Source organism: Pseudoxanthomonas sp. PXM02 (assembly GCF_014851805.1).
Lineage (GTDB): Bacteria > Pseudomonadota > Gammaproteobacteria > Xanthomonadales > Xanthomonadaceae > Pseudoxanthomonas_A.
On record NZ_JACVAK010000001.1, the window covers coordinates 1,613,220 to 1,637,773 of the forward strand.

Genomic DNA, 24,554 nt, shown 5'->3' on the forward strand with positions numbered 1-24,554 from the left:
AAGGGCCACGGTGTAGGGAAAGGTGAACCGCGGCCCTGCCATGACCGGGCGCGGGACATGGCGATCCCCGCCGTCGGCGACCGGCGTCACGCTGTCCTGATACGGTTCAGACCGCCTGACGGGTCGCGAACGCGGCCTGCGCCGCCTGCTGGTCGGCGTGGTAGGACGAGCGCACCAGCGGTCCGGAGGCCACATGGCTGAAGCCCAGCGCCATGCCGTACTCCTCCAGCTGCTTGAACTCGTCCGGCGTCCAGTAACGCAGCACCGGGTGATGATGCGGGGTGGGTTGCAGGTACTGGCCGATGGTGACCATGTCGACGTCGTGTGCACGCAGGTCGCGCAGCGTGCCCAGCACCTGCTCCATGGTCTCGCCGAGGCCGAGCATGATCCCCGACTTGGTCGGCAGATGCGGATGCTGCTGCTTGAAGCGCTGCAGCAGGGTCAGCGACCACTGGTAGTCGGCGCCCGGGCGGACGTTGGTGTACAGGTCCGGCACGGTTTCGATGTTGTGGTTGAACACGTCCGGCGGATTGACCGCCAGGATCTCCAGCGCGCGATCCATGCGACCCTTGCCGCGGAAGTCCGGGGTGAGGATCTCGATGCGCGTGACCGGCGAGTGCTCGCGGATGGCCGCGATGCAGTCGACGAAGTGCTGGGCACCGCCGTCGCGCAGGTCGTCGCGGTCCACGCTGGTCACCACGACGTACTTCAGGCCCATGTCGGCCACGGTGTTCGCCAGGCTCAGCGGCTCGGACGGATCCGGCGGCTTCGGCCTGCCGTGGGCAACGTCGCAGAACGAGCAGCGCCGCGTGCAGACCTCACCCAGGATCATGAAGGTGGCGGTGCCGTGGCTGAAACACTCGTGGATGTTCGGGCAACTGGCCTCCTCGCAGACGGTGACCAGGCGGTTCTCGCGCAGCTTGGCCTTGAGCTTGGCCACCGCCCCGTCAGAGGGGATGCGCACACGGATCCACGACGGCTTGCGCAGTACCGGGGCGTCGGCGAACTGCACCGGCGAGCGCGCGATCTTGTCGCCGCCGAGCTGCTTGGCGCCGGCTTCGAGCGGCGCCGTGGCGGTGGCGGAAACGATCTGCAGGGGGATTTCCCGGGCGCTGGCCGGGCGGGCGGAATCAGTCATGGGGCAATTCTACTCCCCGGCCCTCCCGCATCGGCGCAGCCGCGGCATCCCGCAACGGGAATCCAGCGTCCCGACCTTGCTTCGCCGCCCCGGCAGCAGGCAATAAAAAAGCCCGCAACAGCTAGGCTATTGCGGGCTTGCTCCCTCCCCCACGTCGGGATGCGGGGCCATCGTGAAGGGTGGGTTACAGGTCTTGCACGCTGCACTGCAAAACAGAACCGGACGGTTCAGTGGACCCAGGCGTGATGTCACGAATATGAATGCGAGCAAAACCCCCGCCGTTGCTGCGTGTTACCGATATCAGACCAATTTATGAGATGACGGTCAGAACAGCGGTTACGTTCTTCATCGCATTTACCTGAACAGGGCTAGCCCTCCCTCCTCGCGCAAACGCCCCGTTTCAGTGACCTAATCCAGGTAGTGGGGGCGCCCCTCATACCAGTCTCTTGCGCGGACGAGATGCAGCTTGCGCCGATCGCCCTGCACTTCCATCCCGATGCTCAGGGCCCGCCAGCGGGCGTACAGGTCGCCCTGCCGCTGGCCACCCTGCAGGCGCAGCCGCGCCAGCATGTCGTAACGATCGTTGCTCGCCTGCATCCGGTCGAGGACCAGGACGTCGTCCCGCCACTGCACGCGGCCCCGGACCCGCGCCTGGCCTGCGTCGACCAGCCGGTACACCCACGCCGGGTATTCCTTCTGCCGCGAGAACAACGCCAACAGGAAGCCGACGTCCTTCATCGTCACGTCGGCGCCGCCACCGGCGCTGATCGGCCGGTCGACATCCAGCCGTGCGCGGTCCAGCTTCACGCGTGCCCACCAGCCGCGGCGCGATTCGCCGCCGGGCTCGGTGAACCCGACATTGCGGACATGTACGGTGCTGCCGTCGACGACGAACCACCGCTGCCGAAGGTCGGCGCGGCGAAGTTTCAGGTCGAGGTCGATGTCACCGCGCAACTCCAGGTTGGCCAGATGCATCCGCGTGCGCCGGCCAGCGATGCGCAGTACGCCATGGCCTACGTTGCCGGCCGCATCCAGCGACAGATCCCCACTCAGCGTCCCTGCCCCCTGCTCGAAACGCATGTGCCGCCGCGGCAGGAACGGGTTGTAGACGCGCAGGTCGGGCACGGTGGCGCCGTCGAACACGACGCGTGCCTTCAGCGTGTCCCGTGCCTGCGCGAGCGGACCGTCGGCATTGACCGACAGCCGCAGGTTGCGGCCGCGTACGTACGACTTCGACGGCGCTTTCACCGCAGCGACATCGAACGTTTCCATCACCGCCTGCAGGCGCGGCACCAGTTCGCCCTGCGCACCGGCGTCCAGCCGGATGTCGGCGCGCGCCCGGCCGCGGATGCGGTTGCCCATCACGTCGGCCGTCGCGTCGACACCGGGCACAGCGATGCGACTGCCTGCCGCGAGCTTGCCGTCCATCACCTGCACGTCGGCACTGATCGCACCGGCGCCGTCGAGCTTCAGCCACGGCGCTTGCGGGAACAGGTCCGACAGCCAGCGCAGCGAATCGAAATGCCAGGCGCCCACCACATGACCCGAGGCGCGCGGCAGCAGGCCGGCGAAATCGCGCAGGGGCACCTGCCGCCCACGCAGTCGAAGGTCCGCCTCTACCGCCAGCCGGCCATCGGCCTGCGGCGGCACGGCCGCCTTCAGCACGATGTCCTCGTCCACCGCCACGTCGATGCCGAGAATGTCGTTGCGCTTCGCACCGGCGATGTCGTTGCCGGCCACCGCCATCGTCCACGTCGCGCGCCCACCGGGCTTCAGCAGCCCCCGCTCGAAACCCAGGTCGATGTCCGCCTGCCCTTCACCAGGCACCAGCGCCGTCGCCACCTCGCCCCGCGGGCTGACGGCGATGTTCAAGCCGGCAGTGCGACCGGCCAGCTTCACGTCCAGCCGCGTCTTCAGCAGCTTGTCGAGGCCGGCTGCCTCCTCGCGCCGGTGCCGGTCGATCGCGAATCGCAGATCCAGCGTGGCGTCCCGCAGGACTTCATCGCCGTTACGGACCAACTTTGCCTGGACGAACTCCGCGATCGAAGGCATCAGTTCCATCGGCCCGCCGCGCAACTGCTTGTAGAAGCCGACCTCGGCGCGTCCCGTGCCGATGAGTTCCATCCCGTCGAAGTACCCCCGCCGGATCGAATCGCTGGCGATACGGTCGAACTGCAACTCCCAGCCACCTGCGCGGGGCGGCGGCGGTGCCAGTTCCTTCGTCACGCGACGCACGCCGCCACGCACGTCGTCCGCGCGAACCTCGGGCACGTGCAGACGACGCGACAACAAAGGCCACAACGCGATCCGCCCTTCCACACGTCCCGCCTGCGCCTCCCAGGCGATGCGGCGCGCCTGTCCCTGCAGCGAGACGTCCTGCAGGCTTACCCGGCCCGGCCACCAGGTGTAACCCGACGACCAGCGCATCTGGAAACGATCGGGCTTGCGATTGAGCGTGCGCTCACCGAGTGCGGTGTTGAGGAAGAGGTTGCCGGCGACCAGGTAGAGGGCGTAGACCGCGACGAGGGCGATCAGCCCCCATCGCAGCCAGCGCAGGCCCGTTGCGCGAAAGGATGTCCGTTCCATCCGCACAGCATGCCGCATCGCCCGCGCGTGCGGCATTCATCGCGCGGCGAAATGCCCGTGGAACCCCAGCGGCACGGTGTACGGCAGCCACGCCTGCGCCAGCGGACCGTCGTCGACGCGCCGCGCATCCAGCACCGCGATGCCGCTGCGGCCCTTGGCGGCATCCAGCAGCGTGCCGACCAGCCAGCCATCGTCCGGCCGCGTGCTGCCGGGCCGCGGGACGAACAGATGCTCTTCCACCAGCACGTCGCGACCGTAGTCGTGCACCTGCTGACGCGCGCGGGTGATGTCGAAGGCACCGATGCGGCTGAAGTAAGGCGCGGTGGATCCATCGACATGGACCGGCGCATACAGGCGCGCGGCGTCGCGCGATGGCGTGCGCACGTCGAACACGGGGAACTCGATGCCGACGATGCCCGTGTCCTCCCAGCGCGCCTTGCCGGTGCGCAGGTCCAGGACCAGATCGCGCAGCGGTCCCTTGCCGCCGTGGGCGTCGCCGTGCCCATCGCCGTTCATCGCCGCCTGCATCGGTGAGCGGGCGTGCTCCAGGTCCAGGTGCTGCACCGCGCGCACGGTGATGCGGCCATCGCGTTCGTGCGCGTCGCCGAAGTGGTAGATCGCCGCGAAATCGGCCTCGAACCACTGCGCCTTCGACGGCGTGGCCTTGTCGACCACCGCGATGCGCAACGGCTGGTCCTGCTGGAAGCGCAGGCGCTCGAAGAACGCCCCCGATCCTTCGCGGTAACGGAACGGGATGAGCGCGAACACCAGGTGCCGGTCGGTCATCGCGAAGCTGTGCAGGTAACCGGGCACCGGCGTTTCCAGCACATCGGCCGAGGCCAGCACGCCATCGCGCCCGATATGCCAGACCACCAGTCCGTTGCCGCCCATCATCGAGATGGAACCGAAGTTCCATGACGAACCATCGCGGTCCACCAGCGGATGCGCGGAGAACGGAATCGCCGCGAGATCCGGGCGCCATGTGACCGGACCCAGCGTGGTTAGGTCGTCCGGATCCAGCTCGAACGCCGATCCCGCTTCGCACAGCGCGAACAGCCGGCCGTTGATCATCGTCACGGAGGTGTTGGCCGTATTCGCGTCGTCGTTGTTGCGGATCGGCTGCATGTCCGGGATGGACGTGCCGGCGACCGGGTACATGAAGCGTCCCGCCTTCTGCTCGCGGGTGAACTTCGGCGTGGCGACCATGCGCGCGTGGTGGCTCAGCGTGCCATCACCGTTGAAGCGCCAGCCGTGCACCATGCCGTCGCCATCGAACCAGTGTTCGTAGCGGAACCCGGCGCGCTCGGTCCATGCCGGGCCATTGCGGTACAGCGTGCCCGCGAAGCCGGCGGGCAGTCGACCTTCGAGTTGCACAGTCGCCGGCCCCAGCGTTTCGGACTGCACGGACTTCCAGCCGGCGAGCCATGGTTGTTCGCGCAGGCCGGAAGCGAAGCGCGCGGGATCGCCGGCAAAGGCATTCTCGCCACGCAGCAGGGTGGGCGCGACGGCCAGCGCGGTGGCGCCGGACAGGAGGTTGCGCAGGAAGCGGCGGCGATCCATGGCGGCGCGCCTCAACGCAGGTGGATGTCGATGGCGGCATCCTGCACGCCGACGTCGAAGCGGGCTTCGTCCCAGGTCGGCTTGCGCATCACCTTCGGATTGTTGCTGAAGCCATAGGCTTCGATCGGCATGCCGATCATGTTGCTGTCGAGCGTGCCGTTGCCGTTCTCGTCGTGGGTCACCAGCACGGCATAGGCGCCGGGCTTCAGCCCCTTGAACACGAAGGTGGCGGTAGTGCCCTGCGGTGGCGCGCCGTCGGCGTTCACCGGCTTTGCCTGCCCATCCCAGCCGGCCTGCGAATCGACGACCGCCAACTTCAACAGGCCGGTCTGCGCGCGTACATCGTGCAGGGTCACGGTGAGGTCGGCGGCCTGCACCTGGAAAGCACCGAAGCAGGCGAGGACAACGGCAAGCGGCAGCGTGTAATGGTTGGGGCGGGACATGGCGGGCTCCGGTGGCGGGTGTGTGCGGCCAGTCTCGTCCGCCACCCGCCACCGGTCAGTTGCCAGCCGTCATCTCTTCGACGTGCCGGAAGTCACTTCACGGCAGGCGCCCCTAGTGATGGCGCCTTCACCGGACCCGGAAGCCCAAACAGATAGCCCTGCACCAGGGTGCACCCCAGCCCGCGCAGCGCCTGGAACTGCAGCTCCGTTTCGACACCTTCCGCTGTCACCGTCAGATGCATCGACCGCGCCAGGTGCACCACGGAAGCGATGATCGAGCAGGTCATGTCCCGTGCCTCGTCCTGCAGCAGTGCCGTGGCGAACGACCGGTCCAGCTTGATGCCGTCGAAGGGCAGTTCGCGCAGTTGCGCCATCGAGGAATAACCCACGCCGAAGTCGTCGATGGCGACGCGTATGCCCGCCTTCCGCAGGCGCTGCAACATGCTGCGCGCCGCTGCCGGATCGCGCGCCAGCACCGACTCCGTGATCTCCAGTTCCAGCCGGCCCGGCGGCATGCCGGCCCGATGCAGGATGTCCAGTACGGATTCCACCAGCGTCGGGGATGCGAGCTGGACGGCGGAGACGTTGACCGCCAGCGTGGTGTCCGGACTCCACGCCGATGCGTCGCGGCAGGCCCGCTCAAGGACCCACAGCCCGATCGGGATGATCAGGCCGGACTCTTCAGCCGTCGGAATGAAGTCCATCGGCGGGATGCGTCCGTGCAACGGATGCCGCCAGCGTAACAACGCTTCGTAACCCCGGATGCCGCGATCATCAGTTGCATGCAACGGCATGTAGTCGAGCTCGAGCTGACCGGCCTGGGCGGCCAGGGCAAGATCGCTGACCATCGCCAGGCGCTCCTGCAGCCGCTCGCTCATCCTCGGCGAGTAGTGGCACAACATGTCACGGCCTTCGCGCTTGGCCGCATACAGCGCATTGTCGGCCTGTCGCAGGAGTTCTCCCGTACCGGCAATGTCCGACGCCAGCGAGGCGCCGACGCTGGCGCGTACATCGACGCGGTAGTCGTCGATCTGCTCGGGAACGCGAAGCGCCTCGAGAATGAGGGACAGGCGCGCACGGACTTCTTCTTCGGCATGCTGCGGAGGCAACGCCCGCAGCAGCACGGCGAACTCGTCTCCGCCCAGCCTTGCCAGCATGTCCCCGGGGCGGCACGCCCTCTGCAGGCGATCCGCCACGATGCACAGCACGTGATCGCCGGCGGCATGGCCCAGGCTGTCGTTGATCGTCTTGAAGTTGTCCAGGTCGATCATGGCCACGGCATGCCATGTCTCGCTTCCGGCCTCCAGGGCGTCAAGGAACGCGCGCCGGTTGGGCAAGCCCGTCAGCGGGTCGTGGTGGGCGAGATGGTGCAGATGGCGCTCGCGGGCGCGCGCATCGGCCTCGCGCAGGCGCGCGTCGGAGACATCGCATCCTACGCCGCGCCAGCCGATCCACTCGCCGCCGGATCCATGGAGGGGTTTGGCACTGAGCATCCAACTGCGCGGCCGGCCTTCGACCATCGCTTCCACGACCACGCCCGTGAACGCCTCCCCCATCCGCAGGCGCGGCCGCAACGCGGCAGCACCCACGTCGCCATCGCCCTGCACCTCCACCAGACGTTGCGATGCGAACAGGGCATCCAGGCGCTTGCCGACCAGATCGGCGTGGCCGTATCCCAGCATCTGCGCCAGGCGATGCGCCGCACGCGTGAGGACACCCTCACGGTCGCTCTCCCACAGCCAGTCGTTGGCCTTGCTCTCGAAGTCGCGCAGCAACAGCCCTACGATCTGGCCCTGCCGGTCCGCGGCCAGCTCTGCTTCGACACGACGGACGAACAGGTGCGACGCGAAGAGCAGCGCGATCGACAGCATCAAGGCATAACTGCACAACAGCGTGACCGTCATGCCCTGCGCCAGGAAGTCCAGCCGCACCACCATCAGGCAGGCCGACACGGTCAGCACCGACAACCACGTGAACGAGAGTAGCGGCGTGGTGATCCCCACCAGCACGCCGGTGGCGATCAACCCCGGCGTGTACGCGCTGAGCAACAGACGACTGCCATCGCTGGCGGCGAGCGGAGCGCCCATGTAGATGCCGGACCCGCAAGCGAGGGCGCACAGCCCGCACCACAAAGCACCGATGCGCAGATCACTGCGCCCCAGCGAAGGCGCGCCTTCATGCGGCGACCGGCGAAGGCAACGATATGCATGCCAGCCCCAACCCGCGTGGGCCAGCACGAAGAACGCCAGCCACGGCCATACGCTGCGTGCGTCGAGGAAGGGCCGCATGACCCAGAGCACGCCACCCGTGGTGTAGAAATTCGACGCCACGTACCAGGGCACCACACGGAACAGCGCGCGCAGCTGCCTGCTCAACAACAATCCATTGGCGCTCTCGTCGGCGCCAGGCAGCGCCCAGCACGCGCGCAGCCGTTCCCATAACCCCCGCATGGCCTGTCTCCTCCAGGCGCTGCGTCCAGCAATGTGAGAAATTCACATTAATCAATGACTTGCAGCCGGGATATTAGCGGGTAGCGCGCACCTCACCGCAACCTGCGGGCGTCACGTCACGCGGCGCGCGACACCACGTGATCCCGGCGGTGTCGCACGGCAGCCGCCAATCGTTCGAGCACTGCCACCGACGCCTCCCATCCAAGACATCCGTCGGTGATGCTCTGTCCGTACGTCAGCGGCTGGCCATCGACCAGATCCTGTCGTCCGCCCACCAGGTGGCTTTCCACCATCACGCCGACGATGCGCGATTCGCCCGTTTCCATCTGGCGCGCGATGTCGTCGATGACGGCGGGCTGGTTGTCGGGATTCTTGCCGCTGTTGGCGTGGCTGGCGTCGACCATCAGGCGCGCCGGCAGCCCCGACTTCGCCAGCACCTGGCTGGCGGCGTCGATGCTGGCCGCATCGTAGTTCGGCGCCTTGCCGCCGCGCAGGATCACATGGCAATCGGGATTGCCCGCGGTGGCCGCGATCGCCGAGCGGCCTTCCTTCGTCACCGCCAGGAAATGATGCGGATGCGAAGCGGCGCCCACCGCATCGACCGCGATCTTGACGTTGCCGTCGGTGCCGTTCTTGAAGCCGACCGGGCACGACAAGCCGCTGGCCATCTCGCGATGCACCTGGCTCTCGGTGGTGCGCGCGCCGATCGCACCCCAAGCCACCAGATCGCTGATGTACTGCGGCGAGATGGTGTCGAGGTACTCGCAGCCCGCCGGCAGACCCAGCGCGTTGATGTCGCGCAGCAGGCCGCGCGCCAGCCGCAATCCGCGGTTGATGTCGAAGCTGCCGTCCAGGGCCGGATCGTTGATCAGGCCCTTCCAGCCCACCGTCGTGCGCGGCTTCTCGAAGTACACCCGCATCACGATCTCCAGTTCGCCGGCCAGCGCATCGCGCAGCGGCTTCAGCCGACGTGCGTAGTCCATCGCCGATGCGGGATCGTGGATCGAGCAGGGACCGATCACCACGATCAGCCGGTCATCGCGTCCGTGCAGGATGTCGTGCAGCGCGCCGCGTGCGTCGGACACGGTCTGCGACACGGCATCGTCGCAGGGCAGTTCCGCCGTGACGGCGGCAGGCGTGACCAGCTCATCGAGTTTGCGGATGCGCAGGTCGTCGGTATGGGGGGCCATGGGGTTCTCCGGGTCAACAAAAAAGCCGCCAGGTTCGCTGGCGGCTTCAAGGGGATTCTTCTTGGGTCTTACCTAGAATGAATGCGTCCTCGCTTCCGCCGTTGGCATCGGAAAGCCTTCGTACCAAAACCAATAGCGGGCGCGGGAAATGTTCACGGCTGCATTGGGCCACGCCTGCCGGCGCTTGTCGAATGTTTCATCTGCAACGCTGGAGCGGCGCGCGAAACGGCTGTTCGGGCGTCTCCCCGTATCCCGGCGCGACCATTGGATAGCGTCAGCGAGGCCTGACACGTCCTCGACCGCCAGGCGGTGACCCATCTGGCGGTGCTTGTGCGTTGGATCCAGTGCCGGTCATGGCGACGGCACCCAGACCCCCCGATGGATTGCCGATGTCCCGAAACGATGCCGCGCCCCGCCCGCTGGATCCCCTGTTCGGCGAGGTCTACCAGGAACTCCGACGGCTGGCGCACCGGCAACGGCTGCCGCGTGATGGCGCGACGCTGGACACGACGGCGCTGGTACACGAGCTGTATCTGGAGATGAGCCACCAGCAGCCGCAGTTCGCGCACGTCCGCCAGTTCTACGCCTATGCGGCACGCGCGATGCGGCACATGCTGGTGGACCGCGCACGCCAGCGCGCGCGCATCAAGCATGGCGGCGACCTGCGCCGCACCGACCTACGCGACACGATGGCCGGACAGGTCACGGTCGATCCCCTGCACGCGCTGGAGCTCGACCAGGCCCTGCATCGCCTGGCGCAGGACGATCCCCGGGCCGCGGAGGTGGTGGAGCTCCATTACTTCGCCGGCCTGCCACTGGAACGCATCGCAGAACTCTGCGACCTCAGCGTGCGCACCGTGTATCGCGACTGGCAGTACGCGCGCGCCTTCCTCGGCGCCCAGTTGGCGGCCTAGGCACGCCGGCATGTCAGGGTTCGCCGCTGGAAAGCGCTGAAAGGCAGATCCCTTCCTGCGAGTCCCGCCATGTCTTCCCTCCGTCACTGGTTCGATGCCGTCGTCGACCTGCCCAGTCCCGAGCAGCGCGACTGGATGGACCGGCACTGCGCCAATCCGGTGCAACGTCGGCAACTGGAGGCGTTGCTGGCAGCCCACCTGCGCACCGAACCCTCGGTACTCGACACCCCGGTCGCTGCGCTGGTGGACGCGCTGCAGGTGGAGGACACCTCGCCCGTACATGCATGGATCGGCCAGCGCGTCGGTGCGTTTCGGCTGATCGAACCACTGGGACAGGGCGGCATGGCCAACGTGTTCCTGGCCGAACGCGAGGATGTCGACTTCCAGCAGCGCGTCGCGGTCAAGCTGCTGCGCCGCGGCCTCCACTCCGATCTTCAGCAGCAGCTGTTCCGTCGCGAACGGCAAACGCTGGCGGCCCTCACGCATCCCGCCATCGCCCGATTGATAGACGGGGGCGTGACGGAACAGGGCGTGCCCTATCTCGTGATGGACCATGTCGATGGCCTGCCGATCACGCGCCATGCCGCACAGCACGGACTCGACGTGGCCGCACGCCTGCGCCTGTTGTGCGAGGTGTGCCGCGCCGTCGACACCGCACACCGCCAACTGGTCGTGCATTGCGACCTCAAACCCTCCAACATCCTGGTCGCGGCGGACGGAACGCCGCGGCTGCTCGATTTCGGCGTTGCGCGCTTGCTGGATGCGACCGGCGACGAACACGAGGGCGTCGCGTCGCCGGGGCTGACGCCCGGCTACGCCGCGCCCGAGCAGTATCTCGGCGCTCCGGTGAGCACGGCGACCGACGTGCATGCCCTCGGCATCCTGCTACAGGAGCTGCTGCTTGGCGAACATCCCGATGACGCGGATGTATCCGCGCGGGTGAAGGGCGACCTCGCCCACATCATCGCCAAGGCAACGGCTGCGCACCCTTCAGACCGCTACGCGTCGGCGGGCGAGCTGGCGGACGAACTGGAGCGGTATCTGGACCACGAACCGATACGCGCGCGCGTCCGCACACCGCTGTATCGCGCCCGCCTGTTCGCACGTCGCCATCGGGGCGGTGTGGCCGTGGCGACGGTGCTGGTCGCTGCGGTGCTGACCAGCCTGTCCGTCGCCGTGTGGCAGGCACACACGGCCCGGCAGGCGGCCGCGCAGGCACGGGCACAAGCAAACCTCGCCCGCCATGAAGCGCAGCGCGCCAACGCCGTCCGTGATCTGCTGGTGCAACTGTTCGAGAACGAAGCGCCGAGCGGACCGCGTGCGGCACTGCCGGATACCGCGACGCTGCTGCAACGCGGCGCCGAGCGCGCACGCACGGACCTCGCCGGCACGCCCGCGCTGCAGGTGGAGATGCTGGTGGTGATCGCACGCATCTACAACGAGATGTCGCGCTACGACGATGCACGCCCGCTGTTGGACCACGCCGTCACCGTCGCGCGCCGCCTGCCACCCGATGATCAGGGCGCGCTCGGCATGGCGTTGAGCCAACAGGGGCAGCTGGCCTCGAGCGAGCAGGACTATTCCACGGCGATCACCTTGCTGGACGAAGCGCTGGCGGTACAGCAGCGCAACAATCCACAAGGGCTCGCCGCTGCGCTGACGCTCCATCGCCGCGCGATCGTGCACAGCGAGATGGACCAGCACCAGGCCGCCATCCGCGACCATCTGGCGGCCATCGCCCTGCAGCAGGCGCGCCTCACCCGGCAGGATCCGCGCCTGATCAAGAGCTATGGCGCGCTCGGCACCGCCTACACGCGCGCACATCAACCAGAGCCGGCGATCCGCTGGCAACGGCACGCCCTGGCGCTGACCCGCAGGATCTACGGCAACGCCCACCAGGAGACCTGTCGCCGGCTGAGCAACCTCGGCATCGCGTTGATGGCGGGCGGACATCTGGCGGAAGCCGAAACGGTACTGACCGAGTCCCTTGCAATCGCGCGGAAGATCTACGACAGGCCGCACGCCGACCTGGCGCCGCGCGTGCACAACCTGGGCAGTGCCTATCTCGCGCTCGGCCGCCTGGACGACGCCGAGCCGCTGCTGCGCGAAGCCATGGCCATCGAGCACGCGATCGGGCGCACGCGCGCACCCGGGATCGGCTTCTCGCTCGCGAAACTGTCGCGCATAGATGAGCTGCGGGGCGACCTGCACGGTGCGCGCAGACTCGCCGAGGAGGCCTTCGCCCACCTGGCAGCCGTGCTTCCCGCGCGGCACGAGCAGCGGCTCGATGCGGAGCTGCGCCAGATGCGACTGAGGCTGCTCTCCGGCGCCGCCACCGACCTGCGCCACGACGCGCTCGACCTGCAGCGGCGCGCAGATGCGCTCGGCGAAGTCCAGCTGAGCGCAACCGCGCTGTACGTCCGCGGGCTGGCGCATGCGCATCAGGGTGATGATGGGGATGCCATCCGCCTGATCGACCAGGCCGTGCATGTTGAAGCGCATTACCGGTCGTTCCCCCACGACCGCCTGGCGTGGTACGCCACGCTGATGCAACTGCATGCCCGCAGTGGCGATACCGTCGCCGCTGCACGCGTGCAGCGCGAGGGCCTTGCGTATGCGGACCGCATGGCCATTCCCGCGACACATCCGGCACGCGACGCATTGCGTTCGGCCGAAACCATCACGACAGCCAACGCTCCCTGAACCAACGCAGCCGGAGCGCCGGCCGCATGTCAGTCGGCGGTACGCCAGCGCGCTCTTGTCCATGCACCCACACGCATAGACAGGACTCCCATGCTGCTCACCCGCCACTCCTTGCCCCTCGCTGACGATCGTCCGGATACGGACGACATGCTGCCCGCTCCCGCATCGCCGACCGATCTGCCTGCTCCTCCCCCGGGCATCGCGGCGACACGCTGGAGCAACGCGCTGAACCGCGTAACCGGCCTGGTTGCGCCGCGGCATGCCGCCCGCAAGGCGCTCACGCGTTTCGACGCGGAAACCGCCTTCGCAGGCCTGCCGGCCCTCGACGGCGGCGACGGCATGCAACAGGACGTCCTGTCGTTGCGCGGCCGGCGTATACGGCTGATGCGCTGGGGTGATCCGCAGAATCAGCCCTACGTGCTGATACCGCCGCAGGACGCAGCCCATGCCGACGCCATGGCGCCATGGATCGACGTGCTGCGCGACGCCGGCTTCGCGGTCGTCGCGTTTGCGCGCGAGCACGCCCGGCAGGGCTCACGCACATCGACATGGTTGGACCTGGCCAACGACATGCTGGAAGTGGGACGTCGCTGTGGCGAAGCAGCGGCGGTCATCGGGCACTCGCTCGGCGCGATGTCGGTCGCCGTCGCGCTGCATCAGGGCCTGCGTGCGAAGCGCGCCATCCTGATCTCCGCGCAGGCGGACCCGCACGCCACGCTGGAGCGGTTCGTCAGCCGCACCGGCATCGGCTCGCGCGCAGGCGCGTGCGTGCGCGACCTGCTCGAAGCGCGGATGGGCCAGACGCTGGACGCCCTGCAAGTGCATCACCTTGCGCCAGCGATCGGCATCCCCGTGCTGGTCGTGCACGACCTGCTCGACGACGAGGTGCCATGGCACGAGGGCGAGCGTTTCGCCCGGCACCTGTCCGCCGCGCGCCTGCTGACCACGCTCGACCTGGGTCACCACGGCGTCCTGGCGGATCCGTCGGTGCTTCACGACTGCGTGCGCTTTCTCGCGGGCGCCACCGTCGGCGACAAGGTCGTGTCCTCGCAGAACCTGCCCTACGGGTTGGCCTGACGAACCTGCCCCTCCAAAAGAAAAGCCCCGCATCGCTGCGGGGCTTTTCGTGGAACGGTGGAGCCGGTAGCGGGACTTAGAAGTCCATGCCACCCATGCCGCCCATGCCACCGCCGGCCGGCATCGCCGGCTCGTCCTTCTTCGGAGCCTCGGCCACCATCGCTTCGGTGGTGATCATCAGGCCCGCGATCGAAGCGGCGTTCTGCAGCGCGGAGCGCGTGACCTTGGTCGGATCCAGGATGCCGAACTCGATCATGTCGCCGAACTCGCCGTTGGCGGCGTTGTAGCCGAAGTTGCCCGAACCTTCCTTGACGCGGTTGACGATCACCGACGGCTCTTCACCGGCGTTAGTGACGATCTCGCGCAGCGGGGCTTCCATCGCGCGCAGGGCGATCTGGATGCCGTGGTTCTGGTCTTCGTTGGCGCCCTTCAGGTTGCCGATGGTCTGCAGCGCACGGATCAGCGCCACGCCACCGCCCGGGACCACGCCTTCTTCCACCGCCGCACGCGTGGCGTGCAGGGCGTCTTCGACGCGCGCCTTCTTTTCCTTCATTTCGATTTCGGTCGAGGCACCGACCTTGATCACGGCCACGCCGCCGGCCAGCTTGGCCACGCGTTCCTGCAGCTTCTCGCGGTCGTAGTCCGAAGAGGTCTCCTCGATCTGCGCCTTGATCTGCTTGATACGCGACTGGATGCGCTCGGCATCGCCGGCGCCGTCGATGATGGTGGTGTTCTCCTTCGAGACCACGACCTTCTTCGCACGACCCAGGTCGTTGATCGTCGCCTTTTCCAGCTGCAGGCCGACTTCCTCGGAGATCACCGTGCCGTTGGTCAGCGTGGCGATGTCTTCCAGGATGGCCTTGCGGCGGTCACCGAAGCCCGGCGCCTTGACGGCGGCGACCTTGACGATGCCACGGATGGTGTTGACCACGAGGGTGGCCAGCGCTTCGCCTTCCACTTCCTCGGCCACGATCAGCAGCGGCTTGCCGGCCTTGGCGACGCCTTCCAGCACCGGCAGCAGTTCGCGGACGTTGGAGACCTTCTTGTCGTGGATCAGGATGAAGGGGTCGTCGAATTCGACCTGCTGCGACTGCTGGTTGTTGATGAAGTACGGCGACAGGTAGCCGCGGTCGAACTGCATGCCCTCGACGACGTCGAGTTCGTTGTCCAGGCCCGAGCCTTCTTCAACGGTGATCACGCCTTCCTTGCCGACCTTCTTCATGGCGTCGGCGATGATGTCGCCGATGTTGCTGTCGGAGTTGGCCGAGATGGTGCCGACCTGGGCGATCGCCTTGTCGTCGGCGGTCGGCTTGGAGAGCTTCTTCAGCTCTTCGACGGCGGCCTTCACGGCCTGGTCGATACCGCGCTTCAGGTCCATCGGGTTCATGCCGGCGGCGACGGCCTTGGAGCCTTCGCGGATGAACGCCTGCGCCAGCACGGTGGCGGTGGTGGTGCCGTCACCGGCGTTGTCGGAGGTCTTGGAAGCGACTTCCTTGACCATCTGCGCGCCCATGTTCTCGAACTTGTCGGCCAGTTCGATTTCCTTGGCGACGGAGACGCCGTCCTTGGTGATGGTCGGGGCGCCGAAGCTCTTCTCGAGCACGACGTTGCGGCCCTTCGGGCCGAGGGTGGCCTTGACGGCATTGGCGAGGATGTTCACGCCGCGCACCATGCGCGTACGGGCGTCTTCACCGAAACGGATATCTTTGGCTGCCATGTGCAACTCCGGGAATATTGAGTGGGGTTCGTGCGGCGGGCGCGGGGCCCGCCATCAAGAGGATTGCGGTGACGTGGGCGGCGGCGCAGAGCCGCCGCGCGCGATCAGCCGAGGATCGCGAGGACGTCGTCTTCCTTGATGATCTTGTACTCGATGCCGTCCTGCTTGTAGGCCGAACCGGAGTACTGACCGTAGATCACCTTGTCGCCGACCTTGACCTTCGGGGCGCGCACGCCACCGGTGGCTTCGACGAACTTGCCTTCGCCGACGGCGATGACTTCACCCTTGGTGGGCTTTTCCTTGGCAGCGTCGGGAATGATGATGCCGCCGAGGGAGGTTTCTTCGGCTTCGATCGGCTTGACCACCAGGCGGTCGTACAGCGGCTTGATGTTGCTCATGTCAATCCTCTTAAGTGATTGATTGGACTGGGAAAGGGGCAGCGATGTTAGCACTCGCCTCAAGGGACTGCCAACGCCGCGGGGACAAAAACCCGGCAATGCCGGGATGCGAGGGATATCGGGGGGCCACGGCGGGCTTTCAAGGGCCGGCGGGCAAACAATTTCGGCGTCGCCGGCCCGCGCGGACGGGTCTGCGATAATCGGTGGCCGATGCCTGTCTTCCTGATCCTGTCCACCTGCCCCGATGCCGACACCGCCCAGCGACTGGCGCGGACGCTGGTGGACGAACGGCTGGCCGCCTGCGTGAACGTCCTGCCCGGCGTGGGGTCGACCTACCGCTGGCAAGGCCGCGTGGAGCAGGCCGACGAAGTCCAGCTGCTGGCCAAGACCAGCGCCGACCGCCGCGACGCCCTGATGGCGCGGCTGGCGGAACTCCATCCGTGCGAACTGCCGGAGATCCTGGCGGTCGAAACCGCCGCCGGCCTGCCCGCCTACCTGGACTGGGTCGCCACCGAAACCCGGCCGGACGCCTGACCCGAGTGCCCTGATGACGTTGACCCGTGCCCTGCCCGCCCTGCTGCTGTTCCTGATCGGCCTGTTCGCGCCCGGCGCGGCGACGGCCATCACCCAGGACGACCTGCTACCGGTGGACGAGGCCTTTGTGCTGACCGCCACGGCGCCGACCCGGGACCGCATCGAGATCCGCTGGAAGATCACCGACGGCTACTACCTGTACCGGCACCGCACCGGCGTGGAAGCCGACACCGGCTTCGCCGCACAGCCGCTGCAGCTGCCGAAGGGCAAGGCCTACCGCGACGAGTTCTTCGGCGACGTCGAGACCTACCGCGGCGAGCTGCTCGCCACCCTGCCCGGTCAGCCGGGCGCTTCCGCCGACACCGTCACCCTGAAGATCAAGTACCAGGGCTGCGCCGACGCCGGCATCTGCTACCCGCCGCAGACGCGCACGCTGAAGGTGCCGCTGCCATCGGCCGAGGCTGCCGACGCGGCGTTCGTACCGCTCGGATCCGGCGCGCTCACCGGCGGCCTGCTGGGCCAGAAACCGCAGGCCGGCATGGACGCGCTGCCGCTGCCGGCAGAACAGGCGTTCGCGTTCGAAGCGATCGCGTTCAACGGCAACGAACTGCTGCTGCGCTTCACGCCGGCACGCGGCTACTACGTCTACCGCGACCGTACCTCGATGGCGCTCGAAGGCGCACAGGGCATCGCGCTGCAGGCGCCACGCTGGCCGACCGGCAAGGCGCATCGCGACGAGCATTTCGGCGAGGTGACGGTCTACTTCGACCAGGCCGAAGTGCCGGTACCGCTACGACGCGCGCATGGCGAGGCGGCGAAAGCGACGCTGCGCGTAACCTTCCAGGGCTGCCAGACCGACGGCATCTGCTATCCGCCGATGACGCGTCGCGTTGCGTTGTCCATCCCGGGCGGCACGATGACGCCGGCCAGTACACCGGACGTGCCCGCGCCTGTCGCTGTTGCGCCGGCGCCGACGACGACAGCAACCGTCGACGCGGCGGCGACTGCCCCGGAAGCCGTTGCGGCGACCGCGCCTGCCAACGCCGACGTCGAGCGCACGCGCCCGCCGGAAGAGGTACTGGCGCGCAACCAGCCTGGCGCGACCTCGCTGCTCGCCGCGCTCGCGCTGGCGCTGCTCGGTGGCCTGGTACTCAACCTGATGCCGTGCGTGCTGCCGATCCTGTCGCTGAAAGCGTTGTCGCTGGCCGAAAGCGGACGCGATGGCGGCGATGCGCGTCGTCGTGCGCTCTGGTACACGGCCGGCGTGCTGGCCAGCTTCGTCGCCGTCGGTGCTCTGGCCATCGCATTGCGTGCCGCAGGCCAGGCGTTGGGCTGGGGCTTCCAGTTGCAACAGCCGTGGGTGGTGGGGCTGCTGGCCTACGTGATGTTCGCCGTGGGCCTGAGCCTGTCGGGCGTATTCGCGGTCGGCCACCGCTTCGCCGGCACGGGACATGGTCTGGCGTCGCGTCGCGGCCCGGTCGGCGACTTCTTCACCGGCGTGCTGGCGGTGGTCGTGGCGAGTCCCTGCACCGCGCCCTTCATGGGCGTGGCACTCGCGTATGCCTTCACGGCACCCACTCCGCTGGCGCTGCTGGTGTTCGCGGTGCTCGGCCTGGGACTCGCGTTGCCATTCCTGCTGATCGGCTTCGTACCGGCGCTGGCGAACCGGCTGCCGCGTCCCGGCGCGTGGATGGATACGTTGAAGCAGGTGCTCGCTTTCCCGATGTATCTGACTGCGGCGTGGCTGCTGTGGGTGTTGGGCAAGCAGCGTGGCGTCGACGCGATCGGCCTGGCGCTGGTCGGGCTGGTGCTGCTGGCGCTGGGCCTGTGGTGCTTCCAGCGCGTGCGTTTCGCTGTCGCGCCGCTGCAACGCGTGCTGGCGCTGGTGCTCGCCGCCACGGCGCTGGTGCCGCTGGCGATGGTGCACCGGTTGCCGACGGCGTCCATCGCCGCACCGACCGCCGAAGGCCAGGTGGCGTATTCCGCGGAGCGTCTGGCCGCACTGCGCGCCGAAGGCCGCATCGTGTTCGTCGACATGACGGCGGACTGGTGCGTCACCTGCAAGGCCAATGAAAAAGCCGTGCTGAACACGTCCGCGTTCCGCGACCTGCTCGCGGCACACGACGCGGTGATCATGACCGGTGACTGGACCAACGTGGACCCGGCCATCACGGCGTTCCTCGAACAGCACAAAGCGGTCGGCGTGCCGTTGTACGTGATGTATCCGCGCGACGGCGGCGAAGGCGAAGTGCTGCCGACCGTGCTGACGCACGACACGATGCGCCAGGCGTTCGAACGGGCCGCGCGATGAAGATCACTACGCCGCGCATCGTGGCCGTCGCGATCCTGGCGGGCGGCCTCGGCCTCGCGGCGAGCCTGTGGTTCAACGGCAACCCGTTCTGGCGCACGCAGGTGGGCGAACGCGCGCTGCATGCCGCCACGAACGCCACCGCGCCGGCACCGCCTGCGGGCGTGACGCCTGCCGGCATCGGCGACCCCATGCCCGCGATCGCACTGCCCGGACTGGATGGCGCCGTCGTCGACTTGCGCACGCGCTATACGGGCAAGCGGTTGCTGATCAACGTGTGGGCGAGCTGGTGCGGGCCGTGCATCGAGGAGATGCCGGAGCTGGACCGCTTCGCTGCCGCACAGGGCGAGGACGGCGTGCAGGTGATCGGCCTCGCGCTCGACACGCCCGAAGGTGTGCGCGACTTCACCGCGCAGGTGCCGGTGCGCTATCCGATCGTGCTGGACACGCCGGGACCGGCCGATGCCAGCGTGTGGCTGGGCAATGCCAAGGGCGTGCTGCCTTACACGGTGCTGGTGAACGCCGACGGTCGCATCGCGCGCCAGAAGATCGGCCCGTTCACGCACGGCGAGATCAGCGGCTGGGTCGACTGACCTCGCCGCGCGGCATCGCGCGAGTCACTCCTCTTCTTCATTACTCGGCGTCTGCCGTTCGCTCGGGCGCACGCGACCGCCTTTCGCACCGATGCGCGCCATGTGCGCGCGATCCTGGCTGACCTTCGCACCACCCTTCTTGCCGGCCTCGCGCGCGTCGTCACTGCCGAACTGATGCGCACGGCCCCGCTTCTGCGCGGCCCGCCCACCCTTGCGCGCAATTTCCTTGCGCTGCTCTGGCGTGAGCAGGGCGAATCCCGATTTGCGCTTGCGCTCATCCATGTATCGCACCTGTTCGATCGCGACGCACGAACCACTGACATCGAAGTGTCATCACCAATGCCGCATTCAGCGCATGCGATGCGATGAGCGCGTGAACGTCGTTCATGCACATGACTCGATGTGACGCAGTGCTCGCATGTCCACAACACCGGCTTGTTGCTGAAGCGGACTCAGCAGAAATCGTCGTGACGCCTTCGCAATCCTTATTATCGGGAAGCGCAAGAACACACAAGAAAGAACGTCCGCAAAGAACGTCTGCGTTTTCCTCGCGTAACCACGTTGCGTCCGTCACTGGTGACGGACCCGATCGCGCCTTGCGATCACACCTCCCCCCGTGAAAACGAGAAGGCCTCCCCCATGACGAAAGCAGTTCCGATGAAACTTCCCGACGATTTCCAGTGGGTGGAGGCGGCACCCGATGACGACTGGAGCGGCGCGCGTCTGGATCTCGATGGACATCCGGTGCTGGAAGTGAGTGCATGCCGTGGCGGCTGGCTGGTGGTCGTGCTGATGGACGACCCCCGGCAGCCGCAGGCCAATGTCGCCGTGCGCTCGGTGCCTGCAGGCATGCGCTGGTCCGCGCGTTGGGCGCTGGCGCGCACCGACCGCCTGCGCGTGCTGGCGGCGCGCCGGAACGCACCGCGCCATCTGGGCGAAGCGCGGCCCTCACCCGCGCTGTCGCTGGTCTCCCGGCCGCGGCCCTACGCGCGGGAAGAAGAACCTCTGGATGCATGACGCGCATCGGCCCACGATCAGTTGCGGTCGAAGTTGTACTGCGCCGACGCGGCGTTGCTGATGATCCCCGACAGCGGCAGCAACTGGGTCAGGAAGCGGTTCCAGCGGGTGACGCCCGCTGGGCCGACCCACACGACATCCCCTGCGCGCAGCGGGAAGCGGTCCGCCAGCGCGAACGCGACCGGTGACGTGGCGTCCAGGTGGTACACCTTCGCCTGCTCATGCGAGTTGTCTTCCATGCCACGGATGACATAGACGGCGCCGCCCTTGGCGGTGATCGGATTCAGGCCACCCGTCTGCCCCAGCGCCTGGGTCAGGCTCATGTCGGTGGTCTTGAACGTCAGTGCCTGCGGACGCAGCACCTCGCCGATGACGTACACCTGCTTGCGATCGTTGAACGGCAGATAGAGGCGGTCACCCGGCTTCAGATAGACATCGCCCGCCACCTTGCCGTTGCGGTTCAGCGCGTCCAGGTCCAGCGGATAGTCCTGGCCATCGCGTGTCAGCACGAAGCCGGCCAGGTCCGCCTCTTCGACATTGATGCGCGCCTGGCCCACCGCCTGCGACAGCGTTAGCGGCACGGTGGTGAATTCCTGTGGCGCCGTGTCCTCGAACGCGCCCTGCAGCGTGACCTTGGCGCCGTGGCCGACCACGTTGACGTCGATCTGCGGCGACTTCAGGTACTGGCTCAACTTGCCGACCAGCGTGCTGCGCACTTCCTCGATCGTCTTGTTGTTGACGTCCAGCTTGCCCGCGTAAGGGAAGAAGAAACTGCCATCCGGTTGCACCAGGCGCCCGTTGGTGACGGCCTGCTGCTGGCTGCCGGCGGGCGACGTCAGCTCGGGATGGTCCCAGACGGTGACGAGCAGCGTGTCGCCCGGCTGGATGCGGTAGATCTCGGGCTTGTACTGCGCCAGCGACGCCGGCACCATCACGGCTTCGCGCGGCGCGGCGACCAGCGCCTGGGTGATCGGCACCATCTGCACATCGCTCTGTGCCTGGCCGTCGCCGCTGGGCACGGTCGGCTGCTTCGTCATGCGCTGGCCCGCGCACGAGGACAGCGCGGTCGCGACCGCTGCCGCCAACAGGATTCGCATAGGGGTTTGCATCTTCACCAGACACCTCGCTGGAACACGTGTGATGCGGCTTGGACCTGTGCGCGGAGAACGCGCGCACCAGGCCTCGCCAGCGTTTCTTTCATCGTGGCAACGGCGGCGTGAAGAGAACGGGGGAAGCAGCCAAACCCTGCATTAATGCAGGGATCGACCCGCGTCAGGCGCCGATCCACGCGGCCGCCAATGCCGCGAACTCCTTGAATGCGCGGCCGCTGCGCCATAGCGCACGGCGCGACGGAACGTACTGGGCACGCAAGCCCTTCGATGGCCTGCCCTCCGGCACCGGCACGGCGAAGACATCCGCGCCTGCACGACAGAACTGCAGCGCTGCCCGCGGCATGTGCAGCGCCGATGTCACCAGCAACACCTTGCGTCCGCCTTGCGCATCCGCCAGTGCCATGCTGTAGCGTGCGTTGTCGCGCGTGTCGCGGCTGCGTTCTTCCAGCACCAGCGCTTCGTCGGGCACACCCAGCCGCTGGATCGCCGACGCCATCCGCCGCGCTTCGGTGGTGCTGCCGACGGCCCCGCCGCTGAGGATGATCTTCGGCGCCTTGCCCGCATGCCACGCGCGCGCGCCCGCCGCGAGCCGGCTGCTGTGCAGGCGATCAGGGTCGATATCCGGCCGGTCGAGCCATGCGTAGTTGCTGCCGCCGCCGAGCACGACGATCGCATCGGCCTTCGGCAGCGCCGACGCGTCACGCATCGCATAGCGCTGCTCCAGCACGCCGCGCAGCCCATCCGATGCGATCGGGATCGACCACAGCATCGACCAGGCGATGCCGGCGACCGCCAGCGCGACCGCGACATGGCGACGCCGCAGCCACCACAGCAACGCGGCGGCGACCAGCACGCATAACGACAGCATCGGCGGATAACTCAACCATACGACGATCGCGGACAGGGTCTCCATGGGGACGCTCAGATGACGATGCCGCGCGACACGAACACGTACAGCACGCCGCACGAAGTCAGCAGGCCGGCACCCAGCACCAGCGGATGCCGCAGCGGCGCGACCCTGCTGTAGCAGCAGGCTGCGGCCAGGATCAGCGACATCGCCATCCAGGCCGGCAGCAGGTAGCGGTTGGAGAAGTAGCCCCAGCCGATCATGAAGAACGGCAATGCCATCACCAGATAGACGGACGCCGCATCCGCCAGCGCGCGACGGGCTTCAGCCTGTACCCACGGCGCAACCCCCAGCATCAGCAGGTACCAGAACAGCGTGAACGCGGCGAAGTCGATGCGCACGCCGGCGCGGTAGTTGTCGTTGGCGGTGTACTCCATCACCGTCGTGTACAGGGAGGGTGCCGCCACGCCGACCATCTTCATTGTCAGGCCCGCCACGTAGGCCAGGCATGCCAGCAGCGCGACGGCGCGCAACACGTTCGGCTTCAGCAGCAGGGCCGGCGCGCATGCCAGGTAAAGCAGCGACGACGTGTGCAGGCTCGCGGCCAACGCGCCGAGCGCGACGAAGCCCACCCAGCGCCGTTGCTGGAAGCACAGCAGGGCTGCGAACACCAGCGGCGCTGCCAGTCCTTGCCGGACCGCGTTGATCGATGCGTTGACGAACATCGGCGAGATGAACAGCAGCATCAGCGAGGCGCACAGCAAGGTCGGATAAGCCTGGCTGGGCGGGAACCGGCGATGGTTGATGCGCACCGCCACCGTAACGGCCAGCAGCATCAGTCCGAACAGGGCGGTCTGGTAGCCCTGCAGACCGAGACCCAGCCGGCGCAGCGCATAGCTGAGGTAGACGAAGCCGATTTCCAGCCGCGTCTCCGGCAGGCCCGCACCCAGCGCATCGAAGAACGCCGCGTAGGTCTCGGTGTCCTCACCGATGTGCAGCGGCCGGCTGCCCACCACCCAGCAGGCGAACGCGGCGACGGCCAGCACCACCAGCACACCGAGCCCGCGCGTCGCCGCGTCATGCGGTGCGGTGCGCAGTGGAGAGGACAGCGGAACGGTGTACGTCTTCATGGCGAACGCTTCACCGCGCCCCTGTCGGGCGCATCATCAACAGCACACGACGACGGCTGCGGCGGATCAGGCCGAACCCGCGTGCCACCCAGTGTTCGCCACGGGTGACCAGGCCAGTGCGCAGCAGTTCCTGCCGCACTTCCTTGCCAGCCCGATGCATCGCGTCCAGATCGCCACTCAGGCCGGCGGCACCGAACGTGGGCTTGTGCCAGTAGGCCAGCACCTGGTCGAGCTTGACGCAGTGGTAGCCGGAGAACCCGATCTGTGCCCACAGCAGGAAATCCTCCACGCGACGGAACCGTTCGTTGAAACGGAACGGCAGGTCGCGGCGCAGGATGACCGAGGCGGTCGGGAACGGATTGTTGAGCAGCAGGCGGCGCCGACTGATCGTGTGCGCACGCACCGGCGCGCGTACCGGGTCCGGCGCTGCACCGCGCGACACCACCTTCATCCTGTGCGCGATCAGGGCGATGCCGGGGTCGCGTTCCAGCTCGCGCATCTGCAGCGCGATCTTCTCCGGCGCCCAGGTATCGTCGGCGTCCAGGAACGCGATATACGGCTGCGATGCGGCCTGCCACCCGAGGTTGCGTGCCTGCGACGGTCCTCCGTTCGCCGGCGACGTCACCACCTTCACCCAGCCCGGCGGATACGCGGCGGCCACACGATGCAGTGCCTCCAGCGTGCCGTCGCCGCTGGCGTCGTCGACCAGCAGCACTTCGACCGGCCGGCGTTGCTGCGTATCGATCGACGCCACGGACGCGCCGATCGTGTCGGCGCAGCGGTAACAGGGGATGACCACGCTGATCGGCGCAGTCGCGGGGAGGGAGCTGTTCACGC

The 24,554-nt window shown here is 67.8% G+C and carries 20 protein-coding genes; 7 read left to right on the top strand and 13 right to left on the bottom strand.

The features are described 5' to 3' along the window. Positions 1–106: 106 nt before the first annotated feature. The 6 genes from lipA to IB225_RS07885 form a co-directional block, all read right to left on the bottom strand. A complete protein-coding gene (gene lipA, locus IB225_RS07860) occupies positions 107–1,138 on the bottom strand; it encodes a lipoyl synthase (protein ID WP_192310618.1) in 1,032 nt (343 codons plus the stop codon). Between the two features lie 408 nt (positions 1,139–1,546). After that, entirely contained in the window at positions 1,547–3,724 is a 2,178-nt protein-coding gene (locus tag IB225_RS07865; RefSeq protein ID WP_192310619.1) for a hypothetical protein, read from the bottom strand. A 36-nt stretch (positions 3,725–3,760) separates the two neighbouring features. Next, entirely contained in the window at positions 3,761–5,284 is a 1,524-nt protein-coding gene (locus tag IB225_RS07870) for a carotenoid oxygenase family protein (protein WP_192310620.1), read from the bottom strand. An 11-nt stretch (positions 5,285–5,295) separates the two neighbouring features. Continuing rightward, on the bottom strand, positions 5,296–5,727 hold the full coding sequence (locus tag IB225_RS07875) for a DUF2141 domain-containing protein (protein ID WP_192310621.1): 432 nt from the start codon (positions 5,725–5,727) through the stop codon (positions 5,296–5,298). A 92-nt stretch (positions 5,728–5,819) separates the two neighbouring features. After that, the gene (locus IB225_RS07880; RefSeq protein WP_192310622.1) at positions 5,820–8,177 is read right to left on the bottom strand and encodes an EAL domain-containing protein; all 2,358 of its coding nucleotides are present in this window, start codon (positions 8,175–8,177) and stop codon (positions 5,820–5,822) included. Positions 8,178–8,293: 116 nt separating this feature from the next. Further along, complete coding sequence (locus IB225_RS07885; RefSeq protein ID WP_192310623.1) at positions 8,294–9,367, bottom strand: 3-deoxy-7-phosphoheptulonate synthase; 1,074 nt, start codon at positions 9,365–9,367, stop codon at positions 8,294–8,296. A 389-nt stretch (positions 9,368–9,756) separates the two neighbouring features. On the opposite strand from IB225_RS07885, the gene IB225_RS07890 reads away from it, so the two are divergent. The 3 genes from IB225_RS07890 (at position 9,757) to IB225_RS07900 (ending at position 14,061) form a co-directional block, all read left to right on the top strand. Continuing rightward, positions 9,757–10,281 (top strand): ECF-type sigma factor, encoded by a 525-nt coding sequence (locus IB225_RS07890; RefSeq protein ID WP_192310624.1) that lies wholly within the window; start codon positions 9,757–9,759, stop codon positions 10,279–10,281. A 69-nt stretch (positions 10,282–10,350) separates the two neighbouring features. Beyond that, positions 10,351–12,984 carry a serine/threonine-protein kinase gene (locus IB225_RS07895; protein WP_192310625.1) on the top strand — a complete coding sequence of 878 codons (2,634 nt, stop codon included), beginning with the start codon at positions 10,351–10,353 and terminating at the stop codon, positions 12,982–12,984. A gap of 90 nt (positions 12,985–13,074) precedes the next feature. Beyond that, on the top strand, positions 13,075–14,061 hold the full coding sequence (locus tag IB225_RS07900) for an alpha/beta hydrolase (protein WP_192310626.1): 987 nt from the start codon (positions 13,075–13,077) through the stop codon (positions 14,059–14,061). A 76-nt stretch (positions 14,062–14,137) separates the two neighbouring features. Here the strand turns inward: IB225_RS07900 and groL are convergent, their stop codons facing one another. After that, positions 14,138–15,778, bottom strand: coding sequence for a chaperonin GroEL (gene groL / locus IB225_RS07905; RefSeq protein ID WP_192310627.1), 1,641 nt, complete (start codon positions 15,776–15,778; stop codon positions 14,138–14,140). A 104-nt stretch (positions 15,779–15,882) separates the two neighbouring features. After that, positions 15,883–16,176, bottom strand: a complete 294-nt coding sequence (locus IB225_RS07910) for a co-chaperone GroES (RefSeq protein ID WP_093301702.1) — start codon at positions 16,174–16,176, stop codon at positions 15,883–15,885. Between the two features lie 210 nt (positions 16,177–16,386). Between IB225_RS07910 and cutA the strand changes: the two genes are divergently transcribed. The 3 genes from cutA to IB225_RS07925 are packed head-to-tail and all read left to right on the top strand — an operon-like array spanning position 16,387 to position 19,611. Next, positions 16,387–16,710 carry a divalent-cation tolerance protein CutA gene (gene cutA, locus IB225_RS07915; RefSeq protein ID WP_192310628.1) on the top strand — a complete coding sequence of 108 codons (324 nt, stop codon included), beginning with the start codon at positions 16,387–16,389 and terminating at the stop codon, positions 16,708–16,710. A gap of 13 nt (positions 16,711–16,723) precedes the next feature. After that, a complete protein-coding gene (locus IB225_RS07920) occupies positions 16,724–19,021 on the top strand; it encodes a protein-disulfide reductase DsbD (RefSeq protein ID WP_192310629.1) in 2,298 nt (765 codons plus the stop codon). Further along, positions 19,018–19,611 (top strand): TlpA disulfide reductase family protein, encoded by a 594-nt coding sequence (locus IB225_RS07925; protein WP_192310630.1) that lies wholly within the window; start codon positions 19,018–19,020, stop codon positions 19,609–19,611. Before IB225_RS07920 ends, IB225_RS07925 begins: the two co-directional genes overlap by 4 nt. A gap of 24 nt (positions 19,612–19,635) precedes the next feature. Here IB225_RS07925 and IB225_RS07930 read toward each other — a convergent pair whose 3' ends face one another. After that, complete coding sequence (locus IB225_RS07930; protein WP_192310888.1) at positions 19,636–19,911, bottom strand: KGG domain-containing protein; 276 nt, start codon at positions 19,909–19,911, stop codon at positions 19,636–19,638. Between the two features lie 357 nt (positions 19,912–20,268). On the opposite strand from IB225_RS07930, the gene IB225_RS07935 reads away from it, so the two are divergent. Beyond that, on the top strand, positions 20,269–20,628 hold the full coding sequence (locus IB225_RS07935) for a hypothetical protein (protein WP_192310631.1): 360 nt from the start codon (positions 20,269–20,271) through the stop codon (positions 20,626–20,628). Between the two features lie 17 nt (positions 20,629–20,645). On the opposite strand, the gene IB225_RS07940 is transcribed toward IB225_RS07935, so the two are convergent. From IB225_RS07940 to IB225_RS07955, 4 genes are all read right to left on the bottom strand, one after another. After that, positions 20,646–21,725: a polysaccharide biosynthesis/export family protein gene (locus tag IB225_RS07940; protein ID WP_192310632.1), complete on the bottom strand. Its 1,080-nt coding sequence runs from the start codon at positions 21,723–21,725 to the stop codon at positions 20,646–20,648. Between the two features lie 175 nt (positions 21,726–21,900). Continuing rightward, positions 21,901–22,653 (bottom strand): YdcF family protein, encoded by a 753-nt coding sequence (locus tag IB225_RS07945; RefSeq protein ID WP_192310633.1) that lies wholly within the window; start codon positions 22,651–22,653, stop codon positions 21,901–21,903. Positions 22,654–22,661: 8 nt separating this feature from the next. Next, complete coding sequence (locus IB225_RS07950; protein ID WP_192310634.1) at positions 22,662–23,717, bottom strand: EpsG family protein; 1,056 nt, start codon at positions 23,715–23,717, stop codon at positions 22,662–22,664. Between the two features lie 10 nt (positions 23,718–23,727). Continuing rightward, the gene (locus IB225_RS07955; RefSeq protein ID WP_192310635.1) at positions 23,728–24,552 is read right to left on the bottom strand and encodes a glycosyltransferase family 2 protein; all 825 of its coding nucleotides are present in this window, start codon (positions 24,550–24,552) and stop codon (positions 23,728–23,730) included. Positions 24,553–24,554: the final 2 nt, after the last annotated feature.

Bases quoted from the DNA above. Each gene is read 5' to 3' on its own strand.
- IB225_RS07870 (WP_192310620.1), bottom strand. From the start codon at position 5,284: ATGGATCGCCGCCGCTTCCTGCGCAACCTCCTGTCCGGCGCCACCGCG.
- IB225_RS07925 (WP_192310630.1), top strand. From the start codon at position 19,018: ATGAAGATCACTACGCCGCGCATCGTGGCCGTCGCGATCCTGGCGGGC.
- cutA (WP_192310628.1), top strand. From the start codon at position 16,387: ATGCCTGTCTTCCTGATCCTGTCCACCTGCCCCGATGCCGACACCGCC.
- IB225_RS07950 (WP_192310634.1), bottom strand. From the start codon at position 23,717: ATGAAGACGTACACCGTTCCGCTGTCCTCTCCACTGCGCACCGCACCG.
- IB225_RS07885 (WP_192310623.1), bottom strand. From the start codon at position 9,367: ATGGCCCCCCATACCGACGACCTGCGCATCCGCAAACTCGATGAGCTG.
- IB225_RS07945 (WP_192310633.1), bottom strand. From the start codon at position 22,653: ATGGAGACCCTGTCCGCGATCGTCGTATGGTTGAGTTATCCGCCGATG.
- IB225_RS07880 (WP_192310622.1), bottom strand. From the start codon at position 8,177: ATGCGGGGGTTATGGGAACGGCTGCGCGCGTGCTGGGCGCTGCCTGGC.
- IB225_RS07910 (WP_093301702.1), bottom strand. From the start codon at position 16,176: ATGAGCAACATCAAGCCGCTGTACGACCGCCTGGTGGTCAAGCCGATC.
- IB225_RS07935 (WP_192310631.1), top strand. From the start codon at position 20,269: ATGAAACTTCCCGACGATTTCCAGTGGGTGGAGGCGGCACCCGATGAC.
- IB225_RS07875 (WP_192310621.1), bottom strand. From the start codon at position 5,727: ATGTCCCGCCCCAACCATTACACGCTGCCGCTTGCCGTTGTCCTCGCC.
- groL (WP_192310627.1), bottom strand. From the start codon at position 15,778: ATGGCAGCCAAAGATATCCGTTTCGGTGAAGACGCCCGTACGCGCATG.
- lipA (WP_192310618.1), bottom strand. From the start codon at position 1,138: ATGACTGATTCCGCCCGCCCGGCCAGCGCCCGGGAAATCCCCCTGCAG.
- IB225_RS07920 (WP_192310629.1), top strand. From the start codon at position 16,724: ATGACGTTGACCCGTGCCCTGCCCGCCCTGCTGCTGTTCCTGATCGGC.
- IB225_RS07865 (WP_192310619.1), bottom strand. From the start codon at position 3,724: ATGGAACGGACATCCTTTCGCGCAACGGGCCTGCGCTGGCTGCGATGG.
- IB225_RS07900 (WP_192310626.1), top strand. From the start codon at position 13,075: ATGCTGCTCACCCGCCACTCCTTGCCCCTCGCTGACGATCGTCCGGAT.
- IB225_RS07890 (WP_192310624.1), top strand. From the start codon at position 9,757: ATGTCCCGAAACGATGCCGCGCCCCGCCCGCTGGATCCCCTGTTCGGC.
- IB225_RS07895 (WP_192310625.1), top strand. From the start codon at position 10,351: ATGTCTTCCCTCCGTCACTGGTTCGATGCCGTCGTCGACCTGCCCAGT.
- IB225_RS07940 (WP_192310632.1), bottom strand. From the start codon at position 21,725: ATGCGAATCCTGTTGGCGGCAGCGGTCGCGACCGCGCTGTCCTCGTGC.